Origin of the sequence: Paracoccus amoyensis (assembly GCF_014490725.1) — a bacterium.
Taxonomy (GTDB): domain Bacteria; phylum Pseudomonadota; class Alphaproteobacteria; order Rhodobacterales; family Rhodobacteraceae; genus Paracoccus; species Paracoccus amoyensis.
Window position 1 is genome coordinate 63,409 of record NZ_JACOQL010000004.1, and the last position, 21,673, is coordinate 85,081.

Annotated in this window: 18 protein-coding genes and 1 pseudogene; 12 read left to right on the top strand and 7 right to left on the bottom strand. The window is 60.8% G+C overall.

All coding sequences use genetic code 11. The features are described 5' to 3' along the window. The first annotated feature begins 25 nt into the window (after positions 1-25). The 4 genes and pseudogenes from H4P12_RS12880 to H4P12_RS12895 all read left to right on the top strand — a co-directional run bounded on the left by H4P12_RS12880 (position 26) and on the right by H4P12_RS12895 (position 4,275). On the top strand, positions 26-1,309 hold the full coding sequence (locus H4P12_RS12880; protein WP_187794073.1) for an ABC transporter substrate-binding protein: 1,284 nt from the start codon (positions 26-28) through the stop codon (positions 1,307-1,309). A 60-nt stretch (positions 1,310-1,369) separates the two neighbouring features. Continuing rightward, a pseudogene (locus H4P12_RS12885) lies at positions 1,370-2,193 on the top strand (ABC transporter ATP-binding protein). A gap of 44 nt (positions 2,194-2,237) precedes the next feature. Beyond that, positions 2,238-3,458: a phenylacetate--CoA ligase family protein gene (locus H4P12_RS12890; RefSeq protein ID WP_187794074.1), complete on the top strand. Its 1,221-nt coding sequence runs from the start codon at positions 2,238-2,240 to the stop codon at positions 3,456-3,458. Positions 3,459-3,597: 139 nt separating this feature from the next. Then, positions 3,598-4,275, top strand: coding sequence for a 4'-phosphopantetheinyl transferase family protein (locus H4P12_RS12895; protein ID WP_187794075.1), 678 nt, complete (start codon positions 3,598-3,600; stop codon positions 4,273-4,275). An 18-nt stretch (positions 4,276-4,293) separates the two neighbouring features. Here H4P12_RS12895 and H4P12_RS12900 read toward each other — a convergent pair whose 3' ends face one another. The 5 genes from H4P12_RS12900 to H4P12_RS12920 form a co-directional block, all read right to left on the bottom strand. Further along, positions 4,294-4,857: an RNA polymerase sigma factor gene (locus H4P12_RS12900; protein WP_187794076.1), complete on the bottom strand. Its 564-nt coding sequence runs from the start codon at positions 4,855-4,857 to the stop codon at positions 4,294-4,296. 172 nt (positions 4,858-5,029) lie between these two features. Further along, positions 5,030-6,307, bottom strand: coding sequence for a lysine N(6)-hydroxylase/L-ornithine N(5)-oxygenase family protein (locus tag H4P12_RS12905; protein WP_187794077.1), 1,278 nt, complete (start codon positions 6,305-6,307; stop codon positions 5,030-5,032). Beyond that, a complete protein-coding gene (locus tag H4P12_RS12910) occupies positions 6,304-7,365 on the bottom strand; it encodes a GNAT family N-acetyltransferase (RefSeq protein ID WP_187794078.1) in 1,062 nt (353 codons plus the stop codon). Before H4P12_RS12910 ends, H4P12_RS12905 begins: the two co-directional genes overlap by 4 nt. After that, positions 7,355-8,263, bottom strand: a complete 909-nt coding sequence (locus tag H4P12_RS12915) for an alpha/beta hydrolase (protein WP_187794079.1) — start codon at positions 8,261-8,263, stop codon at positions 7,355-7,357. The genes H4P12_RS12910 and H4P12_RS12915 overlap by 11 nt, the downstream gene beginning before the upstream one ends. Next, the gene (locus H4P12_RS12920) at positions 8,260-9,426 is read right to left on the bottom strand and encodes a PLP-dependent transferase (RefSeq protein WP_187794080.1); all 1,167 of its coding nucleotides are present in this window, start codon (positions 9,424-9,426) and stop codon (positions 8,260-8,262) included. Before H4P12_RS12920 ends, H4P12_RS12915 begins: the two co-directional genes overlap by 4 nt. 167 nt (positions 9,427-9,593) lie before the next feature. On the opposite strand from H4P12_RS12920, the gene H4P12_RS12925 reads away from it, so the two are divergent. Both H4P12_RS12925 and H4P12_RS12930 read left to right on the top strand, forming a co-directional pair. Further along, complete coding sequence (locus H4P12_RS12925) at positions 9,594-9,797, top strand: MbtH family protein (protein WP_187794081.1); 204 nt, start codon at positions 9,594-9,596, stop codon at positions 9,795-9,797. Beyond that, on the top strand, positions 9,794-13,675 hold the full coding sequence (locus tag H4P12_RS12930) for a non-ribosomal peptide synthetase (protein ID WP_187794082.1): 3,882 nt from the start codon (positions 9,794-9,796) through the stop codon (positions 13,673-13,675). The genes H4P12_RS12925 and H4P12_RS12930 overlap by 4 nt, the downstream gene beginning before the upstream one ends. A gap of 66 nt (positions 13,676-13,741) precedes the next feature. Here the strand turns inward: H4P12_RS12930 and H4P12_RS12935 are convergent, their stop codons facing one another. After that, positions 13,742-15,892, bottom strand: coding sequence for a TonB-dependent siderophore receptor (locus tag H4P12_RS12935; protein ID WP_187794083.1), 2,151 nt, complete (start codon positions 15,890-15,892; stop codon positions 13,742-13,744). A gap of 350 nt (positions 15,893-16,242) precedes the next feature. Between H4P12_RS12935 and H4P12_RS12940 the strand changes: the two genes are divergently transcribed. From H4P12_RS12940 to eutC, 6 genes are all read left to right on the top strand, one after another. Further along, positions 16,243-17,208 carry a FecCD family ABC transporter permease gene (locus H4P12_RS12940; RefSeq protein WP_187794084.1) on the top strand — a complete coding sequence of 322 codons (966 nt, stop codon included), beginning with the start codon at positions 16,243-16,245 and terminating at the stop codon, positions 17,206-17,208. Beyond that, entirely contained in the window at positions 17,208-18,176 is a 969-nt protein-coding gene (locus H4P12_RS12945) for a FecCD family ABC transporter permease (RefSeq protein ID WP_187794085.1), read from the top strand. Before H4P12_RS12940 ends, H4P12_RS12945 begins: the two co-directional genes overlap by 1 nt. Next, positions 18,173-18,943, top strand: a complete 771-nt coding sequence (locus tag H4P12_RS12950) for an ABC transporter ATP-binding protein (RefSeq protein WP_343069827.1) — start codon at positions 18,173-18,175, stop codon at positions 18,941-18,943. The genes H4P12_RS12945 and H4P12_RS12950 overlap by 4 nt, the downstream gene beginning before the upstream one ends. After that, positions 18,940-19,896 carry an ABC transporter substrate-binding protein gene (locus H4P12_RS12955; RefSeq protein WP_187794086.1) on the top strand — a complete coding sequence of 319 codons (957 nt, stop codon included), beginning with the start codon at positions 18,940-18,942 and terminating at the stop codon, positions 19,894-19,896. The genes H4P12_RS12950 and H4P12_RS12955 overlap by 4 nt, the downstream gene beginning before the upstream one ends. 221 nt (positions 19,897-20,117) lie before the next feature. After that, a complete protein-coding gene (gene eutB, locus H4P12_RS18840) occupies positions 20,118-20,348 on the top strand; it encodes an ethanolamine ammonia-lyase subunit EutB (protein ID WP_246449311.1) in 231 nt (76 codons plus the stop codon). Continuing rightward, positions 20,245-21,006, top strand: coding sequence for an ethanolamine ammonia-lyase subunit EutC (eutC, locus tag H4P12_RS12960; RefSeq protein ID WP_246449312.1), 762 nt, complete (start codon positions 20,245-20,247; stop codon positions 21,004-21,006). The genes eutB and eutC overlap by 104 nt, the downstream gene beginning before the upstream one ends. A gap of 110 nt (positions 21,007-21,116) precedes the next feature. On the opposite strand, the gene H4P12_RS12965 is transcribed toward eutC, so the two are convergent. Then, positions 21,117-21,572 (bottom strand): HAD family hydrolase, encoded by a 456-nt coding sequence (locus H4P12_RS12965; RefSeq protein ID WP_187794088.1) that lies wholly within the window; start codon positions 21,570-21,572, stop codon positions 21,117-21,119. Between the last annotated feature and the right edge of the window lie 101 nt (positions 21,573-21,673).

A 21,673-nucleotide genomic window follows, 5' to 3' on the forward strand; every position in this document is an offset into this window, starting at 1 on the left:
AACAAACCTCTGGGAGGAGAGAGAGATGAAACTGAAACTTGCAGGATTGGTCGCGGGCGCCATCATGGCCGCCGCACCTGCAATGGCCGATCTGATCGTGCCGAACCTGTCCTATCGCACCGGTCCATATGGCGCGAACGGCACGCAATATGCGGACGGGTTCAACGACTATTTCACCCTGCTGAATGAACGCGACGGTGGCATCGGCGGCGAGATCATTCAGGTGCCGGAATGCGAGACGGCCTATAACACCGAAAAGGGCGTCGAATGCTATGAGGCGACCAAGGCAGGCGCGCTGGTTTTCAACCCGCTGTCGACCGGGATCACCTATCAGCTGATCCCGAAAGTCTCGATCGATCGCAAGGTTCTGTATACGCCGGGCTATGGCCGGACATCGGCCAAGAACGGTCAGGTGTTCGAATGGGTGTTCAATGCGCCGGCGAACTATTGGGACGGTGCCTCGATCGCGGTGAAATATCTGCTGGATGAAAACGGCGGCAGTCTGGAAGGCAAGAAGATCGCACTGGTTTACCACAACTCTGCCTATGGCAAGGAACCGATCCGCACCCTGCAGGAACTGAGCGAGAAGCATGGCTTTACCCTGATCGAAGTGCCTGTCGAGGCACCGGGTCAGGAGCAGAAATCGCAATGGTTGCAGATCCGCCGTGACAAGCCGGATTACGTTCTGATGTGGGGTTGGGGCGTGATGAACCAGGTCGCCATTCAGGAAGCCGCGAATATCCGTTTCCCGATGGAAAACTTCATCGGCATCTGGTGGGCTGGCTCGGAACTGGACGTGATGCCTGCGGGTAATGGTGCGAATGGTTACAAATCGCTGACCTTCAACGGCGTCGGCACCGACTATCCGCTGTATGAAGAGCTGAAGACCCACGTGATCGATCCCGGCAAGGCGTCGCAGGGGGGCCAGCATGTCGGTTCGGCCGTGTATTCGCGCGGCATGTATGCGGCTGTCGTCATCGCCGAGGCGATCCGCAAGGCGCAAGAGCTGGCAGGCACTTCGGCCATCACGCCCGAACAGTTGCGCGAAGGCTTTGAAAATCTGGACATGACCGATGCGCGTCTCACCGAGATTGGTCTGCCCGACTTTGGCCCGGCCTTCACGCTGGATTGCGCCAACCATGGCGGAAACGGCATGGCGCGTGTTCAGCAATGGGATGCAGCCGAGAAGAAATGGAACCTGATCACCGAGTTCACCGAGCCGGATGCCGAGGTTCTGGACCCGTTGATTGCAGAAGATTCCGAGGCCTATGCCGCAGAGGCCGGTATCGAGCCGCGCACCTGCGATTGATCACCCGAAACCCCGGCGGCTGGTGTCGCCGGGGACTACCGCCACGCCAGAGGACGCACCATGCTTGACGCCAATCCCGCTCCGGAAAACCTGCTGGAAGTCAACAATATCGAGGTGATCTATAATCACGTCATTCTGGTGCTGAAGGGCGTCAGCCTGTCGGTGCCCAAGGGCCGTATCACGGCGCTGCTGGGCGGAAACGGCGCTGGCAAGACAACGACACTGAAGGCGATCTCGAACCTGCTGGCATCAGAACGGGGCGAGGTGACCAAGGGCAGCATCATCTATCGCGGGGAACGGGTGACCGATCTGAATCCGGCGGCGCTGGTCAAGAAGGGCGTCATTCAGGTGATGGAGGGGCGCCATTGCTTTGAACACCTGACGGTCGAGGAAAACCTGCTGACCGGGGCCTATACCCGCAGCGATGGCGCCGCCGCGATCCGGCAGGATCTTGAGATGGTCTATGACTATTTCCCCCGCTTGCGCGAGCGGCGGAAAAGCCAAGCTGGCTATACCTCGGGGGGGGAACAGCAGATGGTCGCCATGGGACGTGCGCTGATGTCGCGCCCCGAAACCGTCCTTCTGGACGAGCCGTCAATGGGCCTGGCCCCGCAACTGGTCGAACAGATTTTCGACATCGTCAAGGCTGTGAACGAAGGCGAGGGCGTGACCTTTCTGCTGGCCGAACAGAATACCAATGTCGCGCTGCGTTTCGCCCATTACGGCTACATTCTGGAAAACGGCCGCGTCGTCATGGATGGAGAGGCCAGCGCATTGCGCGAAAACCCGGATGTGAAGGAATCTATCTGGGCATGTCGGATGAGGGCCGCAAAAGCTTTCGCGATGTGCGCAGCTATCGTCGCCGCAAACGCTGGCTGGCCTGAACGTGCCGCGAAATTTCCAAGAGAAGTCATAAGAAAGAAGTGCGATGGGCGGATATTTTGACGAGCTTGAGACACGCGATGCCGAGGAACGCGCTGAATGGCTGACAATCGCGCTGCCAACCGCAATCGGCCGGGCCAAAACCGCGCCTGCCCTGGCCCGGCTTTTGCGAAATGTCGAACCAGATGACATTCGCGACCGCACAGCTTTGGCAGAATTGCCGATCATTCGTAAATCCGACCTGACCGACGCGCAGAAGAAGAACCCTCCGTTCGGCGGCTTCGCGACACGTCTGGCCACCGAGTTCGACGATATCTTTCAGTCCCCCGGCCCGATTTATGAACCCGGTCGTCGCGACGCCGACTGGTGGCGGCTTGGCCGTTTTCTGCATGCTTGCGGCGTCGGTCGTGGTGATATCGTGCAGAACTGCTTTGCTTACCACCTGACGCCTGCCGGGATGATGTTCGAATCCGGCGCTCGGGCGGTGGATGCAACAGTGCTTCCTGCCGGCACTGGTCAGACGGACCTGCAGGTGCGGGCTGCCGCTGATATCGGCACCACCGTTTATGCCGGCACCCCCGATTTTCTGAAGCTGATCCTGGAACGCGCCGATGAGTTGGGTGAGGCGCTGTCCTTTACCCGCGCCTGTGTTGCCGGGGGTGCGCTGTTCCCGTCGCTGCGCCAATATTACACGGATCGCGGTATCCGCACGCTTCAATGCTATGCCACCGCCGATCTTGGCAATATCGCCTACGAATCCGACGCAATGGACGGGATGATCGTGGATGAGGGGGTGCTGGTCGAAATCGTCCGGCCGGGCACAGGCGATCCTGTCCCTGATGGCGAGGTGGGCGAGGTTGTCGTCACCACACTGAACCCCGATTACCCGTTGGTCCGTTTCGCCACCGGCGATCTGTCGGCGGTGCTGCCCGGCACTTCGCCCTGTGGCCGCACCAATATGCGGATCAAGGGCTGGATGGGCCGAGCGGATCAAACGACCAAGATCAAGGGCATGTTCGTCCGCCCCGAACAAGTCGCCTCTTTTGTTGCCCGCCATCCCGAAATCATCCGTGCCCGCGTCATCGCGGACCGTGAGGGAGAGATGGACACCATGATCGTCCAGATCGAAAGCCCACGCGATGCCGAGGCGGAATATTCCGCCTCGATCATCGCAACGCTGAAGATGAGGGGGCGCGTGCAGATCGTGGCACCAGACAGTCTGGCGAATGACGGCGTGGTGATCGAGGACCGGCGGAAATACGACTAGGCGGCCCGGGGCGATAAACCGGGGGGCGGGATGGGCCCCAGCAACCCTGTCAGGATAGCCTGAATTGTCTATGGCGTCTGAGAGGCTATAGTGGGCTTGAACCGCCCGGGCGCCGCCTATCAGAACAGAAGTGCAGGACATGTGTCGAAATGATCAGATACCTGACCTGCTGACGGCTGCCGCGGCCTCGCTGTCGCCCGGCGTGACGTTGGCCGTTGTCCCTGTCACAGTCGTTTCGGATCATCAGGTGCCGGCGGATATCAGGGACAGTTCCCCCAAGCGCCGCAATCGGTTTGCGGCCGGGCGTCGGGCCGCCCAACAGGCGCTGCTGCTTGCGGGGTATCGTGGCTGTGCATCACTGGAACAAGACCCCGATGGATTGCCGCAATGGCCCAAGGGCTGGCTGGGCAGCATCAGCCATACCGATACATTGGCGGCGGCGGCTGTGATGGCCACCGACCATGCCTTGGCGACGGTTCTGGGGGTTGATCTGGAACGGCTGATGGATGCCGCAACCGCCTTGGAGATCGCCCACGACGCCGCGCCGGAACATGTTTCCCCCCGCGACGCGCCCGGATATGCCACCGACATCACGCGGATATTTTCGGCAAAAGAGGCGCTTTACAAAGCCTTGTTCCCGACCACCCGTCAGTTTCGGGAATTTGATGCCGCGCGGGCGGTGTGGCGGGGTGAAGCGAATGCGACGCTACAGTTGGTCCTGACCGAGGAATGGGGAAACGGATGGTCCGCCGGCACCTGCTTTGATGTTCAGCAGACCATCATCGCCGATCATATTCTGACAGTCATCCGGCGTTAACCGGGCCTTTGCGGTGTATTATTCCGCAGCGATTGCCAGTGGCGCCGGATCATCCTGTAACGCCGCAAGAAGCTGGGTTTGCGTCTGCGCGATGATCCCGTTGATCCGCGCTGGCGACAGGCCAAAGCGGCGTGCCACGTCCTTTTGCAGACAGTCGTCGATCCGATGGCTTAGGAATATCCGGCGATGTTGCGGGGGCAAATTGTCCATCTGCGACACCACCCGCGCAAGGTCTTCCTTTGCTTCCATTTGCCTTTCGGTGTTGGGACGCGAACAGGGCAGTTCCTCGCCGGGTTCCAGCACGACAATTTTTTCCCGCGCCGATCTGCGGCATTGATCCAGCGCCAGATTTTGAACCATACGACGCACAAAGCCACGCGGGCTGTTGATCTGGTCCGCAATCGCCCGGCTTTCCATGCAGCGGATCGCGGCGTCCTGCACCACATCTTCCGCGCGGTCCCGGCTGCCGAGAATGCGCATGGCGTCACATAAAAGAACCTCTCGTTCATTCACCAGATATGACAGCAACTTCAAGCGTGCAGCTGCACAGGCATCTGCCTGTTTGGATTCGTCATGGGGCATGATTCAACCCAGATTTCAGACATTTTTTCTGTCTTCCTGGCGAAAGGCTGGGTCGATCACGAAAGCCTTAATCGTATCACGCGGCGTAAACAAGCATCGCGTCATGGCGGGGCAATTTCCCGCCATTTGCGAAGATGTTGCCCGTCTGAAGGGGCATTGCAGGGAAACGTGGCTATTCTGCCGCCACCGCGTTCATGTGGCGATTGTGAAATGCCTCTAGCGCCAGGGCGATTTCCTCTGACCGGAAGGGCAGGACGGACAGCAAGGTATCGCTTAGCCCATGCGTCGCCTCGCTGAAGCCCTGCACAAAGATTGCCGGTTCGAAATGATCGGCCATTGGCAGGCGGTAATTGCGATCCGGGGGCCCCTTGCGCCATGGCGTCAGCGATTTCAACATCGCGTCATCAAGATCACGGCGGTATCCGGTCGCCAGAATGACCAGATCAAAGTCAGCCGCCACCGCCCCTTGCGGGCCGGTCATGTTCAGCGTGACCGATTGATCCGTGGCGGCGACCGCCTGTATCTGAGTTTCTGCCGTCAGCAGAAGGCGATCCTCACCGCGCACGTCCTGTTCATACAACATTTCGTAAATTTGCTCGATCAGGTCGCCGTCGACCACGGCATAATTGGTCGCCGCCAGATTTTGCAACATGCGCTGACGGTCAGCTTCGGGCTTTGCATGAAAGATTTCGGTCTGGCCCGGATCGAAGACTTCATTGACGAAGGGCGTATCGTCCGATGGCATCAGCGCGCGGCCACGCAAAATCAGTTGCACGCCCGCAATCTGGGGACGCTGCGCAAGGTCTGTGAATATCTCGGCCGCCGATTGCCCGCCGCCGATGACGGCCACACGCATGCCCGGCTTGATCCGTGCTGTCGTTGCGGACAGATAGTCCTGTGCGTGGATGACCTGTGACGTGCCCTGAACCGGGCGGAAGATCTCTGGCCAATGCGGCTGTCCGCCCGGCGCCAGGACGAGACTGCGCGTGCGATAGATGCGCGATTGCCCATTGCTGCTTTCCGATGTGACAGCCAGTTCAGTGATATGATCGCCCCGGCCAACCGGATCAATGGCGGTCACACGGCTATCATAGTGGCAGACAGGCAATTGCGCCGCGACCCAACCCAGATAATCGTTGAATTCTTCCCTGCTTGGGAAAAACGTCTTGCGATTGATGAACCGGGACAGGCGTCCCTTGTCGTGCAGATAGCTGACAAAGGAATATGCGCTGCGCGGGTTTCGCAGCGACACCAGATCCTTCATGAAGGACACCTGCATATCGCTGCCCGCGATCATCATGTCGGGGTGCCAGGCGAATTGCGGCCGCGCCTCAAGAAACGCCGCTCGCATGTTGTGGCCACGCTCTTGCAACGCGATGGCCAAGGCCAGATTGGATGGGCCGAAGCCAATGCCGATCAGGTCGAAAACATCGGATGTTGCCTCTGTCATTCGGATTCTCCTTTCGTCAGAAGACGGTTGAGGGACAGGTTCAGTGGCTTTCCGCTGCCGGTTTCCGGACGCGCCCAGATGCGGGTTTCAAAGAAATGTTGCCGTTCCAGCCGCACCAGCGAGGCACGCTTGTGGGCAAAATCAAACTCCCGCAGATGGGCAAAGCCGCATTGGCTGAGGTTTTTCAACTGCTTGACGTGGCTTGCCTTGGGCTCTCCCATGATCGACTGGGTGCGCGGCTCGGCCAGAAACATGTAATGCATCAGCGATGGCATCCATGCGGTGACGTAATCGGCCCCGCGAATATCCTCTTCTCCGATCAGCACATGCCAGCCACGATCCCACGGACCCGCATCATATTGGGCGCCAAGGCGGTTCTCACGCGCCCAATACAGTTCGAAATAGGCGAAGTCGCGGTCGTTCAGGCTGCCGATCACCGGCAGGATATGCGGATCGGCGATCAGACGGGACAGATAGGCGCGATGCGCGTCGAGACTGCCGGATTCCTCAAAAAATTCAGCGACGCGCGGATCGTTCTGCCAGCGATGAAACGTCGGCAGATCGTTCATGGTCATGGCCCGCAGGCTGAACCAGCCATCAAGCCAAGGAATATAGCGGCGATACAGCACCCCTTCGGGCTGTGGCGGGCGCAATGGGTGACGCCCATGCGGGCCGCTGCGCCAGATGGTCGGGTAGGGCATTGGCATGGACGGAAGCCAGCGATCCGGCACCTGCCACAGGGCGGCGGGCAGAACGGTGGGCAGGCCGTCGATCAAGATGGCGGTCCCCTTGGCCAGAAGGGCGGGAAGAAACGGTCGCCATTCCGGGGCCGTCAGGCGAATGGCCGTTTCGCCGCCGTGGTTGGTCAAGGCCTCGAATGCGGCCAATGCGATGGCCATGGCAAGATCGGGGTCGGCCTCGGTGTCGGCGACTTGCGGGGCGGACAGGGTTAACCAGCCATCCCCGGAATCGGTCAGATCAAGCGGGGCGTGGTGGCCGATCACGACCTGATTGCCCTGGCGGCGTGCCAGCAGGTTGGGCGTCATGTCAAGCGGCATCGGAAACTCCTTTCAGGCGCGGCAGTGCTTCGGGCGTCAAGGCAAAGGCCCAGCGGATCGCCCGGTTCACGGCCATGGGCAGAACCGACATATGGGTTTCATCAGAATAGGTTTCGTAGAACACGTGCAGCCCGCGACCGGCCAGCGCACGGGCCATGTTTTCGGCTGCCTGAACCGTACGGGTCTGTGTCTTTTCAACCATTCGCGCTGCTGCATCGGGCGCCCCACGCTGAAACGGGGCCAGCTCAGCCCCCTCCCATTCCCCTGCGGACAGGTGGACGCGTGCCGCGCCTGATGTCGGATGAAAACGATCAAGATGGGCCTGCAGAAAACCGTTTTCCCAGGTGATCGCGGGGCTGGCAGCGATCCAGTTGGCAAAGGTATCGGGCTGCGTGAACAGCAGCCACAGCGTGAACAGCCCACCAAAGGAATGGCCAAACAGCGACTGCCGGGACAGGTCCAGCGGCAATTCCTCGGCCAGAAAGGCGCGGACATCCTGTTGCAGAAACCGGGCCATTTCGGCCCCGCCGCCGGTTTTGACGGGTGGTCCGCCCTCGTGGAAGGCGGGATAGGCCTGACCGGGAGGTGGACCCAGATCCCAACTGCGGCGGAAGGAATCATAAGCCTCATCCGTGGGATAGCCGACCGCGATCAGTGCACCCCAGCCGATATTGGTGCCCATTGGCCAGAAGGCCTGCGCACGCATCGCATCGACCGCCGTGCCGATGACAGCGTTGCCATCCAGCAACCACAGGGCGGGCCAGCCGTTTTCGGGGGCGGGCACGGGCGGCACCCACAGAAAGACACGGCGAATATCGCCGGTCACGCTGTCGGCCAGGTCGAACCAGCGCGTTCCGCCGGAATCCGCCTGTCCCTTGGCGACGACGGTTACACTCATGCAGCCACCGCCGTGGCACTATCCAATGCATGGGTCAGGTCTGCCATCAGCTCCTCTGCCGGCTCCAATCCCGCAGCCAGCCTGATGCAGCGCGGGCTGACACCAAAGCGGCGGAAGGAATTGGCAGCCCCGGCCAGCCCACAGGCGGCGGCACCCGGCACGATCAGGCTTTCTGGCCCGCCCCAGCTGACGCCGATGCGAATCCGGCGCAGGGCATTGCAGAAGCGTTCGGGATCGACGCCGTCGGCCAGATCAAAGGCGAACAGGCCGCCGAAACCGCGCAATCCCTCGGGGCGATTGGCCAGCAGGGCGGGATGATGGATCCGTGTGACCGATGAGTGGGCTTCCAGCATCCGGGCCAGGGCCAGGCCGGTTTCCATGTGGCGCTGCATCCGCAGATCCAAGGTGCGCATCCCCCGCAAGATCAGGAAAGCATCCATTGGCGACATGCGACCGCCAAACAGATGCGTCGCTTCGTGGTCGATCTTGCGGATCAGATCGCGCGAACCGGCAACCAGACCGCCCAGAGTATCGCTGTGGCCCGACAGGTATTTCGAGGCCGCATGCACCATCAGATCAATGCCCAGATCGGCCGGTTTCTGAAAAATAGGCGTGGCCCAGCTGTTGTCGATGACCGACATGACGCCATGCTGCCGCGCTGCCGCGCCGATGGCGCGCAGGTCCTGCAACCGAAACGTCCACGAGGTCGGGCTTTCCAGATAAACCAGCCGCGCCCCCGGCAGCGCCTCGATCATGGCCTGCGTGTCGCTGCCATCGACATAGACCGTTTCAACGCCAAAGCGGGACAGCACGTTTTCAAACAGGCGAAACGCGTCTGAATACAGATGTTCGACCGCTACGATCCGATCGCCGGATTTCACAAAAGGCATCACCGCCCCGCAGATTGCGGCCATGCCGGATGAAAAGCCACGCGCGGCCTTGGTTCCTTCCATGCGGGCGATCAGCCCCTCTAATTCGCTGACGGTCGGATTGTCCCCACGCGAATAGATGAACCGGTCCGAGCGTCCGGCAAAGACATCCGCAATCTGGGAATAGCTGTCGAACAGGAAGGACGAGCTTTGAAAGATCGGCGGCGCGCTGGCGTCATGCGGAATTGTCGTCGCGGGTGTGATCAGATCGGGTTGATGCGGGGAAGATGTCATTCGATCATTCCTGATATCGGACAAGGACCGGGTGTTCACCCTGGTTTCCCTGACAGGACGCGCGTCGTGGATGGAAATTCACCCATAAGGCGAGATTTTTTCGAATCCCGGTGAATTTTCGGCCTTGGGACGCGTCCCAAGAACGAAGCATCCGAACGAGGTTCGACATGACCCAACCGATTCCCGCCCAGCCACTATGGCGTGTGCTGCGCAACCATGAAGGGCGGTATTCGCTGGCCCTGTTCCATCATGACATCCCCGCAGGCTGGCAACAAATCGGTATGCCCGCGTCCAAAACCGACTGTTTGCAGCGCATCGCGCAGGACTGGACGGATATGCGGCCAAACAACCTGAAGGAGATCATGGCATGAGCAAGGATTTTCTTTTGCCGCCGGGTCGCAAGTTGAATTCGGTCGAACGCCGCATCTTTGCGCATGAACAGGTGGGCGAATTGGCCCCTTTCGCGCCCGAAATTCTGGCGCTGCAATTTGATGACAGCCATGACCCTGCACAGCTGATCAGCGCGATCGAAAACGTGCTGTCGCAGCATCCGGCCTTTACCGCGCGGTTTGCCACTTTGCCGGGCGGTGATGCACTGCGCCATCAGGACGGGCAAACGGTTCTGGTCTATCACAAGGCCGGGCACAAGGCCGGAACCGCCGATCAGGCGCTGGCCTTTGCCCGTGATTTGCGCCCGGCCATCGCAGCCAAGCCTGCCTATGCCGATCTTTGGACCGATGGGCAGGGCGGGCATGTGTTGACATTGGTGATCCATCCCATTCTTGGCGACGATGGCTGTTTCGCCTCGGTCGAGGGAATGTTGTCGCAGTTTTTGGCAGGCGATGATCTGGTCGCCTTGCCCGTGCCCAACGCTGACGACCTGTCGCGAACCGAACGTGCCGCGCGGCTGGCATGGTGGGCCGATCAGATGGACAATCATGCCATTGCGCGCCTGCCTCATCGTGCCGAACCGACCGGCAGCACCGCCCGTTTTCAGGTCCAGCTTGATCTGGATGCCGACCTGTCGCAAGCGATCCGTCAGGCGGGTGCCGAAACTACGATATCCGCGGCGATGTCGCTGTTATTGTCGCGCTATGGCGGGCAATCCGCGCTGCGATTTGCAATTGGGATCAATGCTGCTGACACGACCGTGCGCAGTGGAAATCTGCTGCCGCTTTGTCTTGGCCCGGATTTGACGACCGGGTTTCAGGCCGCGCTGACGGCGATGCGAACCTATTGGCATCGGGCACAGGCGAACGCCCTGCCGTCCGAGCTTTTGGTGCAAGAGCGGCTGACCCGCGAAAACGCCGACCCGCTGCCCTTGGGCGCGATTTCGCTGCATTGCCAAGCCTTTCGCCCGTTGCCATCCGGCGTGACGCGGTTGCAGCGCCCGCGGCCACCCTCGGCCGAGGAAATGGTGCTGACCGCCGAAGACCGTGGCCACGTGATCCGCATGACAGCGAATGCCCGGCAAGGGTTGCTGGAACCGGCATTGGTGCAACGGATGCTGACGCATCTGCAGCGGATACTGCAACAGGGGCTGGCCCAGCCGGACGCACCCGTTGGCCGTATGCCGCTGCTGTCACAGCAGGAACTGGCCGATCTTTCCGCCCCTTATCCTGACGACACCCCTGCCGACCCGCGGGCGACGCATGAAATCATTGCGGCCCATGCGGCAAGGGTGGCCGACAAGGTGGCCATCATCTGTGGCGATACGCAGATCACCCATGGCGACATGGACGCCCGCGCAAACGCCCTGGCGCACCGGCTGATCTCGATGGGTGTCGGTGCCGAGGTTCCGGTCGCCATCATGGTTGAACGTGGGGCCGAGGCGATCATTGCGATTCTGGCGGCGCTGAAAGCCGGCGGGGCCTATATCCCGGTCGAGCCTGACCACCCTGCCAGCCGCAATCACCACATCCTGACCGATGCGGGGGTGCGCGTCGTGCTGACCCGCCGCCAGTATCGCGACAAGCTGCCCGACGGGCTAAGCGCCGAAATCCTGTGTCTTGAGGACGTCACCGATCCGCCCCGCAGCGATGCGCCGGATGTCACGATCCACCCGGATCAGTTGGCCTACATCATGTATACCTCTGGCTCGACCGGGAAGCCCAAGGGCGTTGCCGTCGAACATGGCCCGCTGTCCCATCACAACCAGACCACAGCCCGCGTCTATGAAATGAGTGAAGAAAGCCGCGAGCTGCCCTTTCTGCCGTTTTCGTCGGATGGAGGGCATGAACGCTGGATGGTTCCGCTGATGATGGGCGGATCGGTCGTGGTGCCCGATGGGCCGCTGTGGACGCCCGAGCAGACGTTGAATGCGATGCGCGAACATGGCTGCAACAATGCCTCGATCCCGACGACCTATCTGCAGCAGCTTGCCGAATGGGCCGAGCAGACGGATTCCGCCCCACCGATGCGGCTGTATTCCTTTGGTGGCGAAGGGTTGGCGCAATCGACCTTTGATCTGCTCAGCCGATCGCTGAATGCGAAACTTCTGATCAACGGCTATGGCCCGACCGAAACCATCATGACGCCGATGGTCTGGAAGGTGCAGGCAGGCACGAAATTCGAAGGCGTCTATGCCCCGATCGGTCGCGCTGTCGGGGATCGCCGCGCCTATGTGCTGGACGCCGAGATGATGCCCTGTCCGCAAGGCGCCGTGGGCGAGGTTTATCTGGGCGGCACGGGGGTTGCGCGGGGCTATGTCGGCAAGCCCGACGTGACTGCGGATCGTTTTGTCCCCGACCCGTTCGGTCCCGAACTGGACGGCACATCCGGCGCGCGGCTGTATCGCACCGGCGATCTGGGCCGCTGGCGCGAGGATGGCACAATCGAATTTGTCGGACGCGTCGATCTGCAGGTCAAGATCAACGGCTATCGGATCGAACCCGGCGAAATCGAAGCCGCGCTGCTGGCCCAACCGCTTGTGTCCGAGGCGTTGGTGTTGCTGCGCGAGGATGGCGGGACCAAACGGCTGATCGCCTATGTCACCGGCCCGGAGGCAGACGACCCCGCCAGCGGAGATGCGCTGTTGGCCGCATTGTCCGCCAAGCTGCCCCGGCACATGCTGCCCGAGGCTGTGATGGTCCTGGACCGCATGCCCACCAATCCCAATGCCAAACTTGATCGCGCGGCGCTGCCTTTGCCAGAAAACCGCAGCCGTGCCGCCAAGGGCGTGCCCGCCGAGGGCGAGGCCGAGCAGCAGATATTGGCAATCTGGCGTGATCTGATTGATGCGCCCGCCATGGGGGTCACCGATGATTTCTTTGCCATGGGGGGACGGTCGCTGACGGCGTTGAAGGCTCTGGCGCGGATGCGTCAGTTGTGGCCCGACCGCGCCCTGACCATTGCCGATCTGTTTGATGCCCCGACCGTGCGCGGCATCGCCCAGCGGATCAGCGACACGGGTCAAACCGGCCGTTCCGCCATCGCCCTGCGGCGCACAGGCACGCAGCCACGGCTTTACTGTTTTCCGGGTCTGCTTGTGTCAACGCGCGAATATCTGCGCCTGACCGATTATCTTGGTGCCGACCAGCCAGTGACCGGTTTCCTGTGTCACTCCCTGAATGAGGAAAAGCGACTGAATGTCTCGGTCGCGGATGTGGTGGCGGAGTATGTCGATCATATCCGGCGCGAAAGCGCGGGACAGCCCTGCGCTTTCCTTGGCTGGTCATGGGGGGGCCTGCTGGCATGGGAAGCGGCGCGGCAGTTGCAGGGGCAGGTTGATCTGCGTCTGATCGGCATGGTCGATGTCTGCGATCTGGGCCGCGATTTCACGCCCGGTGCCGATCCCGAATTTGCGCCCGGCGAACGGGATCAGTTGGAGCGGGAATTGCAGGAGTGGCTGGGAAAAACCAGGATGCGCCCGCAATGGGACCGGCTGATTCAGGCGATGGACGCCGAGTGCTATGCCCAGTTCCTGCGCTTCATCGGGAATGAGGCTGAGCCGTTGCCCTTTGACGGCCCCGAAATCTCTAGCCGAGAGCATACTTTCTGGGTGCTGATCGACAATGCACTGGTCTTTCGCAGGCACCGGGTCGAGGCGCTGGACGTTCCCGTTGCATCCTTCAGCGCGGGTGACAGCCTTAGCCGCGGGCTGAACCTGATCGACTGGCGCAGGCTGTCTGTGGGCGCAACCCCGGCAGACATCGTCAGCGGCACCAACCACCTGCACATCATCGGCGAACGCGCCTTCCACGAGCGTTTCAAGACGCGACTGGATGCGGCCTTTGCGGGTGTGGGCTAGGGCAATCGCTGATATGAAACAGGCGGGCCGAATTTACGGCCCGCCTGTTTCAGTTCATCAGGAAACTTAGAAGCTGCGGGACAGTGTCAGCGTCGCATTGCGACCAGCCCCGCTGATGCAGCCAACCGACGTATCACAGGTTGCATAATATTCCTTGTCCAGAACATTGTTGACATTCAGGGCCACGGTATAATCGTCCCATTCATAATGCACGGCCATGTCGACCAGTGTATATGACGCGACCTGCCGTGTATTTCCATTGTCGCCATAGCTGGAGCCGATATAGCGCAGGCCACCACCAAGACTTAGCCCGTCCATCGTATTCTGAAAATCATAGTCCATCCAGAGCGAGGCCTGATGACGTGGTGCACGTGCGGTCAAATTGCCTTCATCGCCGTCCTGGGACCGAGTAATTTTCGGATCAAGATAGGTATAGCCCGCGATCAGGGAAAACCGATCGCTCAGCGCTCCGCGTGCTTCAAGTTCTAACCCGCGATGTCGAACCTCGCCCGTCTGGATAGAGAATTGGGGATGGTCCGGGTCACTGGTCAGCACGTTGGTCTTGGTAATTTCGAACAGGGCTGCCGACAGCATCATGTTGCCATCCGTGGGAACATAACGCAGGCCAACTTCATACTGCTTGCCTTCGGTAGGTTCGAACTGCGAGCCATCGAATTTTTGACCGATATTGGTGGTGAAGCTTTCCGTATAGCTGGCGTAGGGAACAAAGCCGTTACCCATATCATAGGTCAGACCCAGTAAGCCGGTAGTAGCCGTATCTTTTTGACGAGCAGTTGAATCCGTCAGCCGATTGTAGGCCTTATTTTCGACCCAAGCGCGGCGTAGGCCGGCTGTAACGGACACACCGTTTTGCAACTTCAGATGATCCTGCAAATACACGCCCTTTTCGGTCACCACAGTGCGTGAGTTCTGATAGATCGCCGGATAGGTGACGTCGAAATCATAGCTTGGGTTGCGAATGTCGATCTGGTAGCTGGCGTCATATGCAGACGTTCCGTCCACTTCCTGTCGGACATAATCGGCGCCGAACAGCAGCGTATTGTCACCGCCAGCAAGTTTCGAACGATATTCGATCTGATTGTCCAGCGCCGTATGACGAGCAACCTCATCGACTGCGAAGGCTGCGTAGTTCATGGAATCCTCAGTGGGATTCCAATCCGGGTCATGCATTCCGTTGAAGTAAAGATGACGATAGTCGGTGCGTTGACGTGCATAGCGGAAGTTCTGACGCAGGGTGAGTTGTTCAGTCAGATCGTGCCGTGCCTGCCATCCAATGCTTGTTTGCTCGGTGGCGAACCGGTTGAAGTCATGCTGACTATCGGTGAAGTCATAGGGCAGATCGCCATAGCTTGCCGGATAGTCTTCGCCCGCCACTGGAAGGAAAACGTTCGGCGTTCGGTCATCCTTCTGCCAGTGCCCAAGCAGGGTGACAGAAGTCCGGTCCGTCGGTTCCCATGTCAGGCCCAGGGCAACCATATCTCGATCATCCTCGGATCCCTCGATCTCGCTGGCACCGTCGCGCTTCAGCGCCGTCAGACGCCATGCCAATGTCTTGTCCTTGTCCAATGCACCGCCGGCATCCAACCCGATCGATGCGGTGTCATGCGAACCATAGGAAAGCTGCGCTTCGGCGAATTGATCGAATACGGGACGCTTGGTTATGATGTTGATCATTCCGGCCGCGTCGTTTGAGCCATACACGACAGAAGCTGGACCCCGCAGCACATCGATCCGTTCGATCATGTAGGGGTCAATTACGAAACCGGTGAAGTTCTGTGCCTTTGACGACAGCCCGTCGCGATAGATGCCACTGGTTCCCAAATCGAAGCCACGGATCAGGAATTGATCGTAACGGTCATCGACGCCCCAGATGCCAGAGGTGACGCCGGGCACATAGGCGACCGCTTCATCCACGTTTGTCGGCGCCCGATCCTGCAACTCTTCTGATGTGACGACAGACACGGATTGCGGGATTTCCGTCAACGGCGCACCTGACTTAAGACCGGTCGCTGTGCTCGTCGCCAGATAGCCATCGATGGCGCCAGTGTATTGCTGGCCTGCACGCAATGTAATCGGTGCCAGCACATAAGGCTCTTCAGCCGTGCCCTCTTGCGCGGTTGCCTGCATCGGCAGGCCAAGTGCGACCAGCGCAGTCGTGCGGAACAGGATCAGCGACAGGTGGCTGCGGCGTCGCATGGTTGAAATCTCAGCAGTCATTTCCTCACCAGAATTTTTTGCGCAAGCGGATGCGCGAGAGAGCGGACGAATGGAAATAAGCGCAAGATAGGGGGCGTCCCGTTGCCTAAGGCCGGCCCCTGTCTTGCGTTTGGCTTTCCCCTCACAGCCATGACGATGACCGACACGAAAAATTCACTGGTTTGGGAAGTTTTTTTGATCGGCGGTGAATGAACGTGACCAATCAGACAGGATCAGCCGGAATTGACCACGCCTTTATACTGGCCTAGACAATCCCGGCCAGCCGGAAGCCAGCGCCCTGACAATCCGAACCAACAGGTGCCATCATTCGGTTTTGGCTGACCATTTCCATGATTTCGGGACTGACCATTGGTGCCGCGCTGGCGTCATTGGCGGTGGGCGCGCGGGATTTGCCTTGGGGTGACGTGCTGGTGGCATTGTTCCGGTTTGATCCGTCGCGGGCGGCTGATGTCATTATCTGGGAAATGCGGGTGACGCGCACCATTACCGGACTTGCTGTCGGTGCCGCGCTGGCCGCAGCGGGACTGGTGATGCAGCAGATCAGCCGTAACCCCTTGGCCGATCCGGGGATCCTGGGGATCAATGGCGGCGCGGCGCTTGGCGTTGTCCTGTCGATCTGGTTTTTGGGGTGGCGCGATCCTTTGTCTCAGTCGGGTGTCGCCGTGGCAGGGGCGGGGCTGGCTGCACTGTTCGTCTATCTTCTGGGACGCGGAGGCCGTGCGGCAGACAGCGCCGCGATCCTGCGGCTGACATTGGCGGGGATTGCCGTGTCGGCGCTGTGTCTGGCGGTCGTGTCGGCCGTTGTGCTGATTGATCAGGGCACGCGCAATCTTTATCGCTTCTGGACCATCGGCTCGCTGGCGGAAGATAGCCAGGGTCGGCTGTGGTGGCTGTTGCCGCTGATTGCCGCCGGATTGGCGATTGCGGCGCTGATGTCGCGCAAGATGGATGCATTGGCCCTTGGGGCTGACAGTGCCCGCAGCTTTGGCATCTCTGTTCCGGTCACGGTTGGCGCGGCGCTTTTGTCGGTGGCGCTTTTGGCGGGCGGGGCGGTGGCGTTGGCCGGTCCGATTGGTTTCGTCGGCCTGATCGTGCCGCATGTGACGCGCAGGCTGGTCGGCCCGTCAATCCTGCCGGGCCTGCTGGTCGCCGTGCCAATGGGCGGGGCCGTTTTGCTGTTATGCGATGTCGTGGGCCGTATCCTTGCCCGCCCGGCCGAGATTCAGACAGGCATCATCCTTGCCCTGATCGGCGGTCCGGTCTTTCTGGCGCTGATGGCCAAGGTGGTTCGCTGATGGGGCGCCTGTTGATCGTGGCAGCCGTTGCGGCGGTTTTCCTGCTGGATCTTGCTGTGGGGCGTATCTGGCTGTCGTTGGACGATATGTGGCAGGTCGCGCGGCACGGGCCGGGGGCCGAGCATTGGATTCTGGTCTATGAGCTGCGTTTGCCCCGGATCGCGACGGCGGTCGGGGCCGGTGCGGCCTTTGGTCTGGCGGGGGGGATTTGCCAGTCGCTGTTTCGCAACCCTTTGGCCGCGCCCGAGATGCTGGGCGTCACGGCGGGTGCGTCGTTGGGCGCGGTCGGGTTGGTTCTGGCCGGTTTTCAGGGCGCGGTGGTTGGGTTGGGCGCGGGGTGCGGTGCCATTCTGGCCGTCGTCCTGCTGCTGATCCTGGCGGGAGGTGCCCCGGCGGTGACGCGGCTGATCCTGACCGGGGTGGGCATTTCCCTGACGGCAAGTGCGCTGACCGGGTTGTTGTTAAGCCGGGCTGATGATGCGCTGGCGGGTGATGCGATGCTGTGGTTGACGGGGTCGCTGAACGGGCGACACTGGCCGCAAGCCCGACTGATCTGGGGGGCGTTGCTCCCGCTGCTGCTATTAAGTGTCGCAGGTGCCCGCTGGCTGGACCGGTTGGAGTTGGGCGACGATCTGGCACAAAGTCTGGGCGTGCCGGTGCGGATGGCGCGCATGGTGCTGATCCTGCTGGCGGCGGCCCTGATTGCGGCGGCGGTATCCGTCACTGGTCCGGTGGGCTTTGTCGGCCTGATGGCGGGGCCGATTGCCCGCAGCCTGTCGCGGCACAGTGGCCCGGACCTGATCGGCGCGGCGTTGGTCGGGGCGCTGATCATGGTGCTGGCCGATCTGATGGTCACGCTGACCGCGTTCCGGGTTTTGCTGCCGGTGGGCATATTCACCGGGCTTCTGGGGGCGCCGTGGCTGATCTGGCTGCTATGGCGCGACACGTCCGAGCGGAGGGTGATGTGAGCCTGAACATCGACAGTATTTCCATCGCCTATGGCACCCACCTTGTGATCAAGGGGTTAAGCCTGACCATTCCCAAAGGCGCGGTGACAGCGATCATCGGCCCGAACGGCTGCGGCAAATCCACGCTGTTGCGGGGAATTGCAGGCCTGCTGCCCTTGCAGCGCGGTCGGATCGTGTTGGATGAAAACCCGGTGGCTCAGATGCGGCCAAGCGCCCTGGCGCGCCGTCTGGCCTTGCTGCCCCAAGCGCCTCTGGCCCCGGAAGGCATCCGGGTTCAGGAATTGGTCACACGCGGCAGAACGCCCTGGCTGCGCCCGTTCAGACCGCCAGCCGCAGCAGACCGGGATGCGGTGGAACGTGCCATGCACGCGGCGGGGGTCGCCGAGATGCGCCACCGCCGGGTCAGCGACCTGTCCGGCGGCCAGCGGCAGCGGGTCTGGATCGCCATGGCTTTTGCACAGGAAACCGAATGGCTGCTGCTGGATGAACCAACGACATGGCTGGACCTGCCGCATCAGCTGGAGGTGTTGCATCTGATCCGGCGTCAAAGCAGCGAGGCCTCGCGCAGTATGGTAATGACCTTGCACGATATTTCGCTGGCCGCGCGGTTTGCGGATCATGTGATCGCGTTGCGTGATGGCGATCTGGTCGCACAAGGACCGGCGCATCAGGTGATCACGCCAGAGGTTCTGAAGCGCAGTTTTGGCCTGAAGGCCCAGGTCATCCCCGATCCGCTGCATGGCACACCGCTGGTTTTGCCGCGATGAGATATCTTGCCCGATTGCTGCTTGTCCTTGTCGCCCTGACCCTGCTGCCGCGATCCGTCACGGCGCAGGATTTTCCGCGCACCGTCGAACATGCCTTGGGTGAAACGGTCATCCCCAAACGGCCGGAACGTATCGTCACCGTCGGTTATCACGATCAGGATTTCGTCTATGCGCTTGGCATCGCGCCGGTCGGCGTGCATGAGTGGTTCGGGGGCAAGCCCTATGCCACATGGGTCTGGGCCGAGCCTGCACGTCAGGCGCTGAACGCGACGCCCCGGGTCCAGCAGGGGTTCGAGGTTGATATCGAATGGGTCTATGCCCAGAAGCCGGACCTGATCGTCTCGACCTTTTATAACCTTGATCCCTCGACTTATTATCTGCTGTCGCGAATTGCACCGGTGGTGGCCCAGCCCAAGGGCTATCCCGCATGGGGCGCCCCCTGGCAGGAAGAACTCAGACTCATCGGTCAGGCCACGGGAACCGAGGCGCGGGCAGAAACCATCATCACCGATCTGCAAGCACGCATCGCGGGCTTGGCGGCGGCCAATCCGCAGTTTCGCGACAAAACAGCAACCATCGGCTTTTTCGCGGCGGATCATTTCGTCGGTTATGGCAGCACCGAGGGTGCCAATCGTCTGCTGTCACAGCTTGGCTTTCAGGCACCGCCGATCTTCGATGATCTGGTTCAGGCCAACGGACAGTTCTCGGTCAGCCCGGAACGTGTTGACCTGTTCGATATGGATGCGGTCGTCTGGCTGGTTGATCCGGTGACGGCCGAACGCATTCAGGGCATGCCGGTCTATCAGAACACCGATCTGTCGCGTGAGGGGCGTTCGGTCTGGCTGGACGACGATCTGAACGGCGCCCTCAGTTTCATGTCGCCGCTGTCCATCGGCTATGCGCTTGACCGACTTGCGCCACTGCTGCGAACCGCCGTTGATCCGTCGCGCTAGGCATTTATCGCCCAGCGGCTGGTTATTGCCGAAGATGACAGCGATGTCGTCGCTGTCGGCAAATCTTGCATGCACAAAATGCAATCTTCTGATTTCCCGAAGGCAAGCATCCGGGGTCAACCGGACAGCGTGAAGGCCGCATATGCGATCAGAAGCGACGGAGAAGACCATGTCTGCATCCTATCGTCACAGCCTTGGAGACCGCACCTATAGTTTCGCCTTTGGCCGAGGCGCGTGATGCCGCCCTGTCCCTGCGGCGCGGGACAGTGGGCGACAATGTGATGTATTTTGAAACCGGGCAGGGTCGTCGCTGTCGGCAAATGCGCATCACGGGTTGGATCAGCAAACCTGCGCCGGTTCACCGACGCCCGGATCGGATTGGGTCGTGTGGGGATCAGCCTGCCGACCCGCGAATTGCTGAACTTTCAGATCGCCCATGCGCAGGCGCGTGATGCCGTGCATCTGCCGTTGGAGACTGGAAAGCTGACCGAGGAACTGGCGGCATTTCAGGAATTGGGTCACGCAATCATCCTGCATTCCAGGGCTGCGGATCGGACAGCCTATCTGCGCTATCCCCCGCAGGGCGAGGTGCTGGACGAGGCGTCGGTCCAGCGGCTGGAAACAGCGGCGCAGGAATCACCGGACATCGCGTTGGTCATCGCGGACGGTTTGTCCTCTTTCGCCTTGCAAAACAATATCGTGGCCTTTTTGCAGAAATTTCTGCCCGTGCTGAAAGGCGTGACCGTCTCACCGCCGATCATCGTGGAACAGGCACGCGTGGCGATTGGCGACCATGTCGGGCAATTGCTGAGGGCCCGCGCCACGCTGGTCATGATCGGGGAAAGACCGGGATTGTCTTCGCCGGATTCCTTGGGGCATTATTTCACATGGGCGCCGGAAACGGGCCTGATCAATGCCCGACGCAACTGTATTTCAAACGTGCGGCAGGCTGGTTTGGACTATGGCCGTGCGGCGCGGCGCGCGGCTTATCTGTATTTTAAGGCCGCCAAGATCGGCAGATACGGCGTCGCACTGAAGGATCGCTCGGCCGATGATGCGGTCCTGGGCGCGGCGACCGGCAGCCGCAGTTTTCTTGCCACCCCCCCGTGAGCGAAGGATAACCTGATGAGCGAATCCCATATCGATCACGGTTATCTGGAAAAACGACAGCTTCGCCGGGGATCGGCGGGGTGGATTCTGCTGGCGGGACTTGGCGTATCCTACGTCATCTCGGGTGATTTTGCCGGATGGATTTTGGTATCGGGCAGGCCGGCTGGGGCGGGTTCGTCATTGCGGCCAGCCAAAGCATTCGGCCATGGTTTCCAGCGGTGCCATGCCAGGTTCAAGTCTTGCAAATCAGCAGGTGGGAAGCTGGTCTTCTGTGGTCCAAACCCAGCAAGACAGATTGCCAGATTTTCCATGTTGATGGTGTCGAGGGAAACAAAAGGTCGCGCGCCCGTCCGAACCATCTCGACGGCGGCATCGTATCGCCCGACCCATGCATCCGCAAATTCTTCCGGGCAGATTGAATGGACTTGATGACGCTGAAGGAAAGATTTCACCTCTGACGCGATACTGCCGCGCCAGTCGACAACGGTGCCCAGGACGTCGAAAAAAGAACGTCTACTTTCATTTATTTTGCGCCTTTGTGCCGCTGGTCTGAAGGTCCGTCGCAAGGTTTGGCATAATGCAGCCATGATTGATGTTTGTAGGCGCAATAGGGAAAGCCCAAAAAAAGGGCGGCCCTGATGCCGCCCTTTCCTGATCTCTATTTCCG